Annotated in this window: 13 protein-coding genes; all 13 read right to left on the reverse strand. The window is 66.9% G+C overall.

The genetic code is table 11. The annotated features are described in order from the left end of the window. Nucleotides 1-46: 46 nt before the first annotated feature. Nucleotides 47-1,219, reverse strand: a complete 1,173-nt coding sequence (locus tag KY494_RS02185; RefSeq protein ID WP_219889695.1) for an exo-alpha-sialidase — start codon at nucleotides 1,217-1,219, stop codon at nucleotides 47-49. A gap of 114 nt (nucleotides 1,220-1,333) precedes the next feature. Further along, nucleotides 1,334-1,786, reverse strand: a complete 453-nt coding sequence (locus tag KY494_RS02190; RefSeq protein ID WP_219889696.1) for a hypothetical protein — start codon at nucleotides 1,784-1,786, stop codon at nucleotides 1,334-1,336. Further along, entirely contained in the window at nucleotides 1,767-2,882 is a 1,116-nt protein-coding gene (gene nagA, locus KY494_RS02195; RefSeq protein ID WP_219889697.1) for an N-acetylglucosamine-6-phosphate deacetylase, read from the reverse strand. Before nagA ends, KY494_RS02190 begins: the two co-directional genes overlap by 20 nt. A 68-nt stretch (nucleotides 2,883-2,950) precedes the next feature. Continuing rightward, the gene (locus KY494_RS02200; RefSeq protein ID WP_219889698.1) at nucleotides 2,951-4,099 is read right to left on the reverse strand and encodes an N-acetylneuraminate epimerase; all 1,149 of its coding nucleotides are present in this window, start codon (nucleotides 4,097-4,099) and stop codon (nucleotides 2,951-2,953) included. A gap of 38 nt (nucleotides 4,100-4,137) precedes the next feature. Then, entirely contained in the window at nucleotides 4,138-5,277 is a 1,140-nt protein-coding gene (locus tag KY494_RS02205; protein ID WP_219889699.1) for a porin, read from the reverse strand. A 42-nt stretch (nucleotides 5,278-5,319) separates the two neighbouring features. Further along, nucleotides 5,320-5,493 (reverse strand): hypothetical protein, encoded by a 174-nt coding sequence (locus KY494_RS02210; protein WP_219889700.1) that lies wholly within the window; start codon nucleotides 5,491-5,493, stop codon nucleotides 5,320-5,322. A gap of 7 nt (nucleotides 5,494-5,500) precedes the next feature. Then, a complete protein-coding gene (locus KY494_RS02215; RefSeq protein ID WP_219889701.1) occupies nucleotides 5,501-6,376 on the reverse strand; it encodes an ROK family protein in 876 nt (291 codons plus the stop codon). A 1-nt stretch (nucleotide 6,377) separates the two neighbouring features. Continuing rightward, nucleotides 6,378-7,091, reverse strand: coding sequence for an N-acetylmannosamine-6-phosphate 2-epimerase (locus KY494_RS02220; RefSeq protein WP_219889702.1), 714 nt, complete (start codon nucleotides 7,089-7,091; stop codon nucleotides 6,378-6,380). After that, nucleotides 7,088-8,110: an ABC transporter ATP-binding protein gene (locus KY494_RS02225; RefSeq protein ID WP_219889703.1), complete on the reverse strand. Its 1,023-nt coding sequence runs from the start codon at nucleotides 8,108-8,110 to the stop codon at nucleotides 7,088-7,090. The genes KY494_RS02220 and KY494_RS02225 overlap by 4 nt, the downstream gene beginning before the upstream one ends. Further along, nucleotides 8,091-9,107 (reverse strand): ABC transporter ATP-binding protein, encoded by a 1,017-nt coding sequence (locus tag KY494_RS02230; RefSeq protein ID WP_219889704.1) that lies wholly within the window; start codon nucleotides 9,105-9,107, stop codon nucleotides 8,091-8,093. Before KY494_RS02230 ends, KY494_RS02225 begins: the two co-directional genes overlap by 20 nt. Before the next feature lie 23 nt (nucleotides 9,108-9,130). Beyond that, on the reverse strand, nucleotides 9,131-10,051 hold the full coding sequence (locus KY494_RS02235) for a dihydrodipicolinate synthase family protein (RefSeq protein ID WP_219134430.1): 921 nt from the start codon (nucleotides 10,049-10,051) through the stop codon (nucleotides 9,131-9,133). Nucleotides 10,052-10,053: 2 nt separating this feature from the next. Next, nucleotides 10,054-10,911: an ABC transporter permease gene (locus tag KY494_RS02240; RefSeq protein WP_219134431.1), complete on the reverse strand. Its 858-nt coding sequence runs from the start codon at nucleotides 10,909-10,911 to the stop codon at nucleotides 10,054-10,056. Nucleotides 10,912-11,024: 113 nt separating this feature from the next. Continuing rightward, nucleotides 11,025-11,978 (reverse strand): ABC transporter permease, encoded by a 954-nt coding sequence (locus KY494_RS02245; RefSeq protein WP_219889705.1) that lies wholly within the window; start codon nucleotides 11,976-11,978, stop codon nucleotides 11,025-11,027. Between the last annotated feature and the right edge of the window lie 3 nt (nucleotides 11,979-11,981).

Raw genomic sequence — 11,981 nt, forward strand, 5'->3', positions numbered from 1 at the left:
GGGAAAGAGGGGGGTAACACGGGGAAAAGGGGATGACGCGGTCGGTTCAGGGGGCCGTGATCACCGTAGCGAGCGGTATCTTCATGAAGCGGATGCCGTTGCTGCCGTTTTCATACAGGATGCCGATATTGCCGGCGTCCACTTGCGTCAGGTCGCTGTAGGCGGAGGCGCCCGCCGTGATCAGCAGGGAAAACGGCCAGCTCTGTCCATCGTCCTTGCTGGCGCGCACGGTGAGGTTGTTGCGGCTGGTGGTGGAGGCGGGATTGGCGTGCAACAGATACTGCTTGCCATTCCAGCCCAGGTTCAGCAAGCTGCCTTCGCACACGGGGTCGATCAGGGTGGTGTTGGCGAAACCGGCGCTGAAATTGGCGCCGCCATCGGAACTGACGGAGACGATGCGCTTGCGCGTGGCGCCGCTCTGGTCGCGGCTGTTGATCATCAGCTGGCTGGTGCTCAATTCGGCCGCCGTCGATTCGTTGGCCGAAGGGTAGCCCGTGTCGTTGCCGATCTGATAGCTGGCGCCATGGTCGTCCGAATAAAACACATAGGCGCGGCCATCCGCATAGCCCGCCTGCGGCGGCCCGGCCGTGAAGTTGCCCGGCACGACGAGGCGTCCGGAGCGCATCTGCACGCCGTGCCCCGGCCCCATGGCCAGGGTGCGCCAGCCGGCCGCGTTGTTGTAGGGCGCCGCGCCGATCTTCGCCGTCTGCGCCGTGATGTTCGATGGCGCGCTCCACGTCGTGCCGCCATCGGCCGACGTCCGCACCCATTGTTCGCGCACGCCGGCGCCGCCGTTGCGGATCGTGCTTTCGCTGGCATTGCCCGTGTTATAGAAGAGGAACAGCCGCCCGCCAGGGTAGGCGGGATCGAGCGTGTCGAGCACGGGCACCGGGTTGCCTGCTTGCAAGGTGCCATTTGACGCCACCACGGACAGGGCCGACCAGGTCGTGCCGCCGTCCAGGCTTTTCTTCATGACCACCTGGATATTGCCGAAGTCGGCGCAGCCCGATGGGCGGCCTTCCGCGAAGGCGAGGATTGTACCGTTCTGCAATGTCACCACGGCGGGGATACGGTAGCAGCCGTAGCTGGCATCGGCGGCGGGAAATGGCGTGCTGGCGGAAATGGCCGCCTGGGCGACGGGGGCGCTACTCAAGGCCAGGCCCAGGAGGCAGGCGGTAGCCAGGCGATAGATCGATTGAATCGGCAAGACAGTTGACATTGCGGTGATTCCTTTCCCGGAACCGGGCGGCTCGCCAGGTTCCAAACCATCCCGTACTGGGGAAGTCCCGCGCGCCTGACGGGTGGCAGGCGCGCGTCCCGTATTTTTGTCTGCCTAGTCGGCCAGCGGCAGCGCGCGCGGCGCGCTCGCTTCACTGCCATCGGCGACGGCGCGCCAACTGGCGCCCCGGATCGCCCAGGCGGCGGGGATCGTGGCGCTCCAGTGCGTGCTGGCGTAACGGGCGCCAGGTGCCGCCGGCCGCGCCAGGGCGATGCGGCCCAGCGTGCGGCCCGCCGCCTGCAACTCCAGCGCGGGATTTTTCACGTCGACCTGTTCCAGTTCCAGCACGACGGCAATGTCCGTGTAGGTGCGCACGCCCGTGGCGCCCGGATATTCCACGTAGCCGACGCGTAACGGCGTGCGCGCACGCATGGTCGCCGCCACGCTGACGGCGGCCAGCGTCGGGCGTGCCACGGTGCGCGCGGCGGCCTGTGGCGGCGCGACATCGCCACCGCACGCGGTCAGGAGCAGCGCCAGGCTGGCGATATCAAGCGTGCGCCAGTGCAATGCGTTCTCCCTCGGCCACCACGCCCTGCAGGGCCAGCTGCTCGTCGACAATGGCGATGTCGGCCCAGGCGCCTGCGCGCAGGCGGCCCCGGTCGGCCACGCCCAGGTAGTCGGCCGGATAGGCGGACAGGCGGCGCGAGGCGTCGGCCAGGTCCAGCCCGACGGAGACGAGGTTGCGCAAGGCCTGATCCATGGTTAAACAGGAACCGGCCAGGGTGCCGTCGGCCAGGCGCACGCCGCCCTGGCATTTGTGCACCGTGTGGGAGCCGAGGCGGTAGTCGCCGTCCGCCATGCCGGTGGCGGAAGTCGAATCGGTGACGCAATACAGCTGCGGGATGGCGCGCAGGGCCGCCAGCAGGGCACCCGGATGCACGTGCAGCAGGTCGGGAATGATTTCGGCGTAGCGCGCGTGGGCCAGCGCGGCGCCGACGATGCCGGGCTGGCGGTGGTGCAAGCCCGTCATGGCGTTGAACAGATGGGCAAAGCTGCTGGCGCCGTGGCGCAGGCCGGCCACGCCATCGTCGTAGCTGCCGCTCGTGTGGCCGATCTGCATGCGCACGCCGTCGGCACTCAGCTCGCGGATGATCTCCAGGTGGCCGGCGATTTCCGGCGCGATGGTGATGACGCGGATGGGCGCCAGGCGGCGAAGCCGGCGCAGGCTGTCGATCACGGCCACGCACGCATGGTCGGGTTGGGCGCCCAGCTTTTCCTGGTTGATGAACGGGCCTTCCAGGTGCACGCCCAGCACGCGGGCGGCGCCCGGCTGACGCGCGCCGCAGGCTTGCCCCAGGCCCGCCAGCACGGCTTCCAGCTCGGCCATCGGTGCCGTCATGGTGGTTGCCAGCAGCGACGTGGTGCCGTGGCGCGCGTGGGCGGCGGCGATACGGGCGCAAGCGTCGCCGCCCTGCATGATGTCGGCGCCGCCGCCGCCATGCACGTGCAGGTCGATGAATCCCGGCAGCAGGGTCGGGCCAGGCGTGCCCGCCCGTTCCTCGATGGCGGCGATGCGCCCGTCCGGCGCCACCGTCAGGGTGCCGTTGATCCAGTGCTCATCGCACAGGATGCGGCCGTGATGTTGCCGGTAAGCTTCAGTCATGATGTTCTTTCTGGTCTGTTCGGAAAGTGGCGCCCGGCGCCGGTGGAGGCCGCGCCGGGCGCCGGCGCTTAGCGCACGATCTGGACGGCCTTGCCATCCCATTGCAGCAGGAACACGTCCTTGCTGGCGGCGCCGCCGTCGAGTTCACCGCCGATGACCAGTACCCCATCGTCGAGCTGGACGCCGGTGCCGTAGCCCAGGCCCGCCGGCAGCTTGCCCGCGTGCGACCACTTGCCGTCGCGGCGCGCGTAGATATCGTCGCGCCAGGTCTTCTTCAAGCCCTTGTGCGCGTAATTCTGGCCCGCGTCGAACTGCTGCCAGGCGCCGGGGAAGTTGGCGCCGCCGGCCACCAGCAGCACCTTGTTGCTGTAGCCGGCGAACGCTCCCGCCACGCCTTCCTGGCGCGTGGCGCCCGGTGGCGCCGGCAGCTTGCCGCCTTGTTTCCATGTCAGCTTGTCGCCATCGATGAGCACTTCCTTCACCTGCGGCGAACGCAGGCCCGGCTTGATTTCGCCATTCACCATGGTCAGGACCTTGCCTTGCACGGCCACGCCCGCGCCCACGGTGGGCAGCTGCGGATCCGCGCCCAGGTTGCGCCACTGGTTGCTGTGCGGGTTATAGCTCATCACCTGCGCCGTCCACAGGTAGTCTTGCGGGCGCTGGTCAAAATAATGCCCGGCGACAACAGCCTGGCGTTCCTTGTTGTCCGCCGCGCCCACGGCGTAGTCCTGGAAGTAGCCATCGAAGATGGCCTTGTTGACGCCGCCAAAGAAGACGATGTTCTGCTGGTCGACGGAGACCACGCTGGCCGTGAAGATGCCCAGCGGCGCGCGCGTGGGCAACTGGCGCCAGCTATTGGCGGCCGGATCGTAGACATAGGCCGTGTCGAACACGGTCAGGGCCTTGTCCTCGGGCGCGTTCTTGCCCGAGCCGCCGAACAGGTAGACCAGGCCGCCGATGGCCACGGCATTGGCCGCGTCGCGGGGCGCGTCGGGAAATGGCGCCAGCGCCACCCAGGGCGCGCCCGGCTTGCCCGTGTCGAGCGCATACCAGGCCTTGCCGGCCGAACCGAGGCCTGCATAGACGGTGGCGCCGATGCGCGCGCCGGCGCCGTTCTTGATGGGGGCGGGGAAGTCGGGCCAGCGCGGGGCGGCGCCAGCGGCCTGGGTGGCGGAGAAGGCGAGGCACAACAGCAATGCACAGCTGAGTTTTTTCATGATGGATGGTGTGTAAGGTGGAGGAAAGTGGCCAGCGCTTAGAAATTTGTCGTAAAGCCAGCGCGCAATTCCGTGAACTTGTTGCCGCTGGTATCCCACTTGCGGTAGGTGGGGCGGAGCCAGAACGAGGTCGAACCGCGCGTCAGGCCCAGGTTCATCTTGTAGGCCAGTTCCACGCGCAGCTGCTTGTAGTCGTTGGCGTCGTGGGGGACGGTATCGACCTTGTGGATGATGAACACGGGGCGCAGGTGGAAGTTCGGCGTGACGCTGTACTGGCCGCCCAGGATGATCTCGTTGTCCTTGATGCTGCTGCCGTTAGGACGCTGCGTCTTGTCCTGCACCAGCAGCGCGCGCACCGAGTGCGTACCGAGCGGCACGATGCCACCGATCATGATTTGCGTGGTCTCATACACGCCATCGGCCAGCGGGCTGTTGTCGCTGGTGGCCAGCGCATTTTTCAGGTTCTGCTTTTGCGAGCCATAGTTCAGGTCGATGCGCGCTACGGGATAGTCGAGGCGCGCGCCGAGGATGTAGCCGTTGGCCGCCTTGGTGTTGGGGGCGATGTTCGGTGCCGTCGCCGACACCAGTTTCTCATCCGTGAAACTGCTGCCGTTCCAGTAAAACTGCGCGCGCAGCGTGGCCACACCCGCCACTTTCGGGCTCGTGTAAGTGAGTGAATTGTCGGCCCAGATGGCGTTCGAGATGCGCGTCAGGCCGGCCGGGTAGCCCTTGCCGGCGCCCGTGCCCAGCTCGCTCATTTCGCCGATGTTGCCGCCCGAGGCGTACGGATCGAGCACGTTGATGTAGCTGTCGAGCCATTGGCGGCCGAAACGCACGCTGCCGTAGGCGCTGTTGATGCCGCCCCATGCTTCGCGGTTGCCGAAGGAATTCGTCCAGGCGGGCGTGGCGTCGCCCGTGACCAGCTTGGTCGAAACGAACAGTTCGGCGCTCAGGCCCGAATTGTCGAGCGGCAACACGCTGCCGAAGGCCAGCAGCACGCCGGGATGGCTGCGCTGGCGGTGCTCATTGTCGCCTTGCTCCGTCAAACCCTTGCGATCGCTGATCGAATACTCGAACTGGCCGCTGATATTAATGGGCGGCAGTGTCACCTGCGCCGAGGCTGAAATGGTGCAGGCCGCCAGTGGGATAGCGATGAGCAGGGTGCGCTGAACTTTCATTGACTTCTCCAGTTGTTTGTTACTTTTTTGTTGGAAAGAATTTCAATACATGAGCATTTGGGTGGGTTGCTGCTTGGCTCGAAAATCAGTGTAAAGATATATGATATCTAATGTCAAACAACTTATAAACTTGTTGCTTTTTTGTTCGATCGGGGTGTTTTCAGCGCCGGGGAAAATGGCTGCAGCCCGCATGGTGCGGGCCTTTGCAGCGTTCATGGCAGGCTCAGACAGGGCAGGCGGCCGCCCCCAGCAAGCCCGCATCCGCACCCAGCCTGGCCGCGCTCAGCGGTGGCGGGCAGGGCAAGGGCAAGCCTGCCAGCGCCTTGGCGATGCGCGGCAACATGCCGGGCGCCAGCCCGACGCTGCCGCCGATGACGACGGCATCGAGATCCACGCTCATGTGCAGGCCGGCGATGGCTTCGGCCACCCCCAGCGCCGCCAGGTCGAGGATGGCGGCGGCGCGCGGCTCGGTCGCGGCCAGGGCAAACAGGCCGGCGCTGTCGAGCTGCCGCCCGAACACGGCGCTCGCCTGGCGCGCCAGCGCCGTGCCGGACGCCAGCATTTCCAGGCAGCCCAGCCGTCCGCAGCCACAGGCGACAAGGCCATCGGCGGGTGTCAGCCGGGCCGGCGCGTGGCCCACGTGGCCGGCCAGGCCGTGCGGCCCCGCGCGCAGGCGGTGATCCAGCACCAGGCCGCCGCCCACCCCGGTCGACAGGGTCAGGAACAGCAGGTTGGCCGGATAAGCGGCCTCGCCCATGTCGCGCCGGGCGCAGTATTCTCCCCACGCGGCCGCCTGGGCGTCGTTGAACAGGGTCACGGGACAGGCGAAGCGTTCGCGCAGCAAGGATTCCAATGGAAAACCATTCCAGAAAGAAATGATGGCGCGGTTCACGGGATACACCTTGCCGCCGTCGACGTAGCCGGTGGTGGCCACGCTGATGCGTTCAGGCGCGGGCCAGCCATCGACCAGCGCATCGATGGCGGCGGCAAATTGCGCTGCGTCAACGGCCATGGGCACTTGCCGCCGCGCGACGATCACGCCGTGGTCCACGAGGGCGGCGGCCAGTTTGGTGCCGCCGATGTCGATAGCCAGCAGCATCTCAGGCCTCGCCCGCAAGCGGCGCGGTGTTCAAGGCGGCGGCGAACCACTGCGTGATGTGCTCGATGCGCGTGATGGCCGAGCCGACCGTGACGCAGCAGGCGCCCGCGCGCAGGCAGTCGGCGGCGTCCTGCGGCGTGCGGATGCGCCCTTCGGCCATCACGCGCACGCCGCACTGCGCCAGCTGGCCGACCAGCGCCGTGTTGGGCCGGTCTTCCGGCAGGTAGGCCGTGTCCTTCGTATAGCCGGACAGGGTCGTGCCCACCAGATCGCAGCCCAGCGCATGGCAGGCCAGGCCGTCTTTCAAGGTGGAGCAGTCGGCCATGGCGGCCTTGCCAGCCGCGCGCACGGCCGCCAGCAGGGTGGTTACGCGCACGGGGCGGGGGCGGTCCGTGCCGTCGAAGGCGATGATGGCGGCGCCCGCTTCGGCCAGCGCATGCACGTCTTCGATGTAAGGCGTGATGCGCACGGGGCTGTCGGCCAGGTCGCGCTTGACGATGCCGATGATGACGGCCTGCGGCAAGGCTTGCGCCACGGCGCGCACGTGTTCCACGCCTTCGATGCGCAGGGCCGTGGCGCCGCCGTCCATGGCGGCGCGCGCCATGGCGACGATGATGGCGGGGCTGTCCATGGGGCTGTCGTCGAGCGGCTGGCACGATACGACGAGGCCACCTTGCAGGCGGTTCAATAGGGAGGTGGGATGCAGATCAGTCATGGGGTGGTTCGCTCAAGCGTGGATGGGGACGGCGCCAGCAGCAGGCAGGCGGCGTCGTGGTTGGGTTCGATGCTGCGCAGGGGCGGCACTTGTTGCCGGCAGGCCGGCTGGGCTTGCGGGCAGCGCGTGTGGAAGACGCAGCCCGGTGGCGGCGCCAGCGGACTGGGGATTTCTCCGCCCAGCACGTCCTCTGGCGCCATGCGGCAGCCGGGGTCGGCGGCCGGCGAGCTCTTCCACAGGGCCCGCGTGTACGGGTGCGCGCCGCCCGTGGCGATGGCCGAGCGCGGTGCCGCTTCCATCAGGCGGCCCAGGTACAGCACCAGCACGCGGTCGCACATGGCTTGCACCATGGGCAGGTCGTGCGAAATGAAAATGATGGACAGGCCAAACTGTTGCTGCAAATCCAGCAGCAAATTGATGATCTGCGCCTTGACGGAGGCGTCCAGCGCGGCGACGGCTTCATCGGCGATCAGCACCTTCGGCTTCAGGGCCAGGGCACGGGCAATCACCACGCGCTGTTTCTGGCCGCCCGACAATTCATGCGGATAGCGGCGCAGCGCCGTGACGGGCAAGCCCACCACGTCCAGCAGGCGGGTGATCTCGGCCAGCTGCTCTTCCTTGCTGCCGCGCCGGTGCAAAATAAATGGTTCGCGCAGGCACTGTTCGATGGTCAGGCGGGGGTTCAGGCTGGCGTTCGGGTCCTGGAACACCATCTGCACTTCGCCGCGCAGCCGGCGCAGGGCCTCGCCCCGGTAGCTGGACAGCGGCTGGCCTTCGTAGCGGATCTGTCCGCTGTCCTGGCGCAGCAGCTGCATCGCCAGCTTCGCCAGGGTCGACTTGCCGCTGCCCGACTCGCCCACGATGCCCAGCACTTCACCGCGGCGCAGGCCGAAGCTCACGTCCTGCACGGCTTTCACGGACTGGCGCTTGCCCAGGAATCCCGCGCGGCTGTGGAAGGCCACGCCCACGTGCTCGAAGGACAGAATTTCGGTGCCTGTTTCATGCGATGGCGGCTTCATGCACGCTCCCTGTTGTAATAGTTGCAAAATGGCAGCGCACCTGCTGCCCCGGCGCCACCGTGCGCAGCGCGGGCACCTCGCTGGTGCAGCGCGCCTGCGCCAGGGGGCAGCGGCCCGCGAAGCGGCAGCCGGCAGGTTCGCCATACACGGTTTCCACCTGGCCCGGAATGCCGCTCAAACGTCCGCCCTGGCCGGGACGGGGCACGGCGGCCAGCAAGCCCTGCGTGTACGGATGGGCCGGCTGGCGGAACAGGTCGGCCGTGGCCGCCGTTTCCATCAGCTGCCCGCCATACATCACGGCGACCCGGTCCGCCACCTGCGCCACCACGCCCATGTCGTGCGTAATGAAGAGCACGCCCATGCCCACTTCCTGCTGCAGTTGCTTGAGCAGGCGCAAGATCTGGGCCTGGATCGTCACGTCGAGCGCCGTCGTCGGTTCATCGGCGATCAGCACCTGCGGCTTGCAGGCCAGGGCCATGGCGATCATCACGCGCTGGCGCATGCCACCCGACAACTGGTGCGGATACTGGCGCGCCCGTACCTCGGGCGCGGAAATGCCCACCAGGCGCAGCAGCTCGACGGCGCGTTCCTGTGCCGCCTTCCTGCCGCATACGCCATGCACCGTCATGGCCTCGGCGATCTGCCTGCCCACCTGCTGCAGGGGATTGAGCGAGGTCATCGGCTCCTGGAAAATCATGCCCATCTGGTTGCCGCGCACGGCCTGGCGCGCTTGCGGCGCCAGGCCCAGCACGTCGAAGCGGCTGCCGTCGGCCGCCGTCAGCCAGGCCTGGCCTTCGATGGTGGCGCGGCTGGACAGCAGTCCCATCAGCGAAAACGAGGTGACCGACTTGCCACAGCCCGATTCGCCCACGATGGCCAGCGTTTCGCCGCGCCGCAGCGAGAACGAGAGGCCGTTGACGGCCTTGACGACGCCCGCGGGCGTCGGGAACGATGTCGTCAGCCCTTGCACATCGAGCAATACTTCAGCATCGGTCATCACATCTCCTTGCTATATTGAAATCAGAGCAGACCGGCGGCCGCGACGATGGCGCGCACGCGCTCGACGGCGGCGTCCGGCAGCAAGCGGTTCGGCTTGCTCATCAAACGGTTGTCGATGATGCCCATCAGCTGCATGGCCGTCTTGAATCCGCCCACGCCCGAGGCGTTCGGGCTGGTGTAGGGCACGCCGTGGAAGACGATGTCGAACAGGGCGATCAGGCGTTCCTGTTCGGCGCGCGCGCCTTCCCAGTCGCCGGCGCGGGCCCGCTCGTACAGGCGCACGTAGCCGGCCGGATCGACGTTGCCCAGGCCAGGCACGCAGCCGTGGGCGCCGCCCAGCAAGGCGTAGTCGACCGTCGTTTCGGAACCCGTCAGGATGGCGAAATCCGGGGCATCGGCGAAGTCGCGCATCAGCATGCGCATGTTGCCGTCGTCGCCGCTGCTGTCCTTGACGGCGCAGATCAGGCCTTCGTCGTACATGGCGCGCAGGGTTTCACGGCTCAACTTGCTGTGCACGCAGACGGGAATGTCGTAGGCGATGATGGGCAGGTCGACGGCTTGCTGGATGTAGCGGAAATGGTCGATGGTTTCGGCGGGGCTGGTGCGCGTGTAGAACGGCGCCGTCACCACCAGGCCTTGCACGCCCAGTTCCTTGGCCACCTTCGCGTGTTCGATGCAGCGCTCGGTGGTCGGGTCGATCACGCCGGCCACCAGCGGCACGGCGCCGGCCGTCTCGTCGACGGCGATGCGGATGGCTTCGGCGCGCTGGGCGCCATTGAGGAAAATCACTTCGCTGGTCGAACCCATCAGGAACAAGCCGTGCACGCCGCCATCGATCAGGTGGCGGATCACGCGCCGCAGCGAGCGTTCGTCGATCTTGCCCTGCGGGTCCAGCGGCGTGACGACGGGAGGGATGATGCCGTGTAATTTCAATGCTGACATGATTATTCCTTGCTATGTTTAGGGTCAAAGGCCTGGCGCAAGCCATCGCCGATAAAGTTGGCGGCCAGGGCGGTAACAACGATCAGCACGCCAGAGGGGAGCCAGATCCACGGGTATTGCTTGAGAACGGAAGCCTCCCGCGCAATACTGATCAGGCTGCCCCAGCTGGCGTCCGGCAATTGCACGCCCAGACCGAGAAAACTCAGTCCCGCTTCGGCCATGATGGCCGAGACGAAACCAAGGGAAGCGAACACCGCCAGCACATCGATCGTGTTGGGCAGGCAGTGCTTGAAAATCAGGTAGGTGTGGCCGGCGCCCAAGGTGCGCGCGGCGGCGACGAATTCCATTTCGCGGATGCTCATGATGCGGGCCCGCACCAGGCGGCAGGCCAGCGGCCAGGACAGCAAGCCGATGACGATCACCGTCTTGCCCGTGCCTGAACCGAGCACGGCGGCCAGGGTCATCAGCACGATGACGGGCGGGAAGGTCATCACCATGTCGACGAAGCGCATGGTGAGATTGTCGATCCAGCCGCCGAAGTAGCCGGCGATGGCGCCCAGGAAGGTGCCGATGACGAGGGCCAGAGCGACGCTGGACACCCCCACGGCCAGCGAGATGCGCCCGGCCGCCAGGGTGCGGGCCAGCATGTCGCGGCCCGTCTGGTCCGTGCCCAGCCAGTGCTGGCGCGACGGCGCCTGCAGCGCGGCGCCCAGGTCGATGGCGTTCGGGTCATAGGAAAACAGCAGGCCGGAGGCGGCGCACAGCACGGCGATCAGCACGAACAGGCACAGGCCGGCGAAGGCTATCTTGCTGGAGCGAAATTGCTTCCAGCGCGAGGGCGGGAGGGGAGCTTGCGTCATAAATATCCTCTTGGTTGTATCTTGTTTTTTATAACTTTCCTGGCGCGGCGGGACGCACGGGTCCCGGCCCCGCCTGTCGCCAGGGGGCATTGCCGGTTAAATGTGCTGTGTGGCTACTTCAGGGTGATGCGCGGGTCGATCCAGGAATACACGACATCAGTCAGCATGTTGACGGCGAGAATGGCCAACGAGACGAACAGGGCGATGCCCATGATCAGCGGATAGTCGCGGCTTTCGATGGCGTCGAGGAACAGCATGCCCATGCCCGGCCAGGAAAACACCGTCTCGACGAACACGGCGCCGCCGATCAGGCCGCCAAAGCTGGCGCCGATCACGGTGACGATGGGGACCAGTGTATTGGGCAGCGCGTGGCGCAGCATCACGCGGTTCGGGCTGACGCCCTTGGCGATGGCCGTGCGGATGTAGTCCTGGTTCAGGGTGTCGAGCAGCCCGGCCCGCGTATAGCGCATGGTGATGGCGATGAACTGCACCGACAGCACACAGGCCGGCAGGGCCAGGTGGTACGCAATGTCGGCCACGCTCTCGTCGCCCGGATTGCTGTAGCCGCCGCTGGGAAACCAGCCCAGCTGCAGCGAAAACACATACATGCCGACGATGCCGACCAAAAAGGCGGGGCTGCTGATGGCGACGTAGGCGAACAGCGACAGCACGTGGTCCAGCTTGCCATTTGCGCGGCGCGCCGAGACCACGCCGAGGATAATGCCCAGCACGGAGCCCAGCGCCAGGCCCGACAGGGCCAGCAGCAGGGTGGGCGCCACCCGGCTGGCGATCTCATCAACTACGCGGGCGCCATCCTTGTAGCGGTAGCCCAGGTCGCCGCTGGCCGTTTGCTTGAGCCACAGCGCGAAGCGCACGGGCACGGAACGGTCCAGGCCCAAGGTATGGCGCAGTTGCTCCTTCTGCACGTCCGTCAAGGCCTGGCTGGGTGGCACGAAGGCGTCGACGGGATCGCCCGGCGCCATGTTGACCAGCACGAAGACGGTGGCCAAAATGGCCAGCAGGGTAGGGATGTTGACCAGCAAGCGATTCACGAGGTACTTGAACATGTT

This window comes from Janthinobacterium sp. PAMC25594 (genome assembly GCF_019443505.1).
Taxonomy (GTDB): domain Bacteria; phylum Pseudomonadota; class Gammaproteobacteria; order Burkholderiales; family Burkholderiaceae_D; genus Janthinobacterium.

Excerpts from the sequence above, each read along its gene's own strand:
- KY494_RS02185 (WP_219889695.1), bottom strand. The coding sequence starts at position 1,219 with ATGTCAACTGTCTTGCCGATTCAATCGATCTATCGCCTGGCTACCGCC.
- nagA (WP_219889697.1), bottom strand. The coding sequence starts at position 2,882 with ATGACTGAAGCTTACCGGCAACATCACGGCCGCATCCTGTGCGATGAG.
- KY494_RS02200 (WP_219889698.1), bottom strand. The coding sequence starts at position 4,099 with ATGAAAAAACTCAGCTGTGCATTGCTGTTGTGCCTCGCCTTCTCCGCC.
- KY494_RS02205 (WP_219889699.1), bottom strand. The coding sequence starts at position 5,277 with ATGAAAGTTCAGCGCACCCTGCTCATCGCTATCCCACTGGCGGCCTGC.
- KY494_RS02210 (WP_219889700.1), bottom strand. The coding sequence starts at position 5,493 with ATGAACGCTGCAAAGGCCCGCACCATGCGGGCTGCAGCCATTTTCCCC.
- KY494_RS02215 (WP_219889701.1), bottom strand. The coding sequence starts at position 6,376 with ATGCTGCTGGCTATCGACATCGGCGGCACCAAACTGGCCGCCGCCCTC.
- KY494_RS02220 (WP_219889702.1), bottom strand. The coding sequence starts at position 7,091 with ATGACTGATCTGCATCCCACCTCCCTATTGAACCGCCTGCAAGGTGGC.
- KY494_RS02225 (WP_219889703.1), bottom strand. The coding sequence starts at position 8,110 with ATGAAGCCGCCATCGCATGAAACAGGCACCGAAATTCTGTCCTTCGAG.
- KY494_RS02230 (WP_219889704.1), bottom strand. The coding sequence starts at position 9,107 with ATGACCGATGCTGAAGTATTGCTCGATGTGCAAGGGCTGACGACATCG.
- KY494_RS02235 (WP_219134430.1), bottom strand. The coding sequence starts at position 10,051 with ATGTCAGCATTGAAATTACACGGCATCATCCCTCCCGTCGTCACGCCG.
- KY494_RS02240 (WP_219134431.1), bottom strand. The coding sequence starts at position 10,911 with ATGACGCAAGCTCCCCTCCCGCCCTCGCGCTGGAAGCAATTTCGCTCC.
- KY494_RS02245 (WP_219889705.1), bottom strand. The coding sequence starts at position 11,978 with ATGTTCAAGTACCTCGTGAATCGCTTGCTGGTCAACATCCCTACCCTG.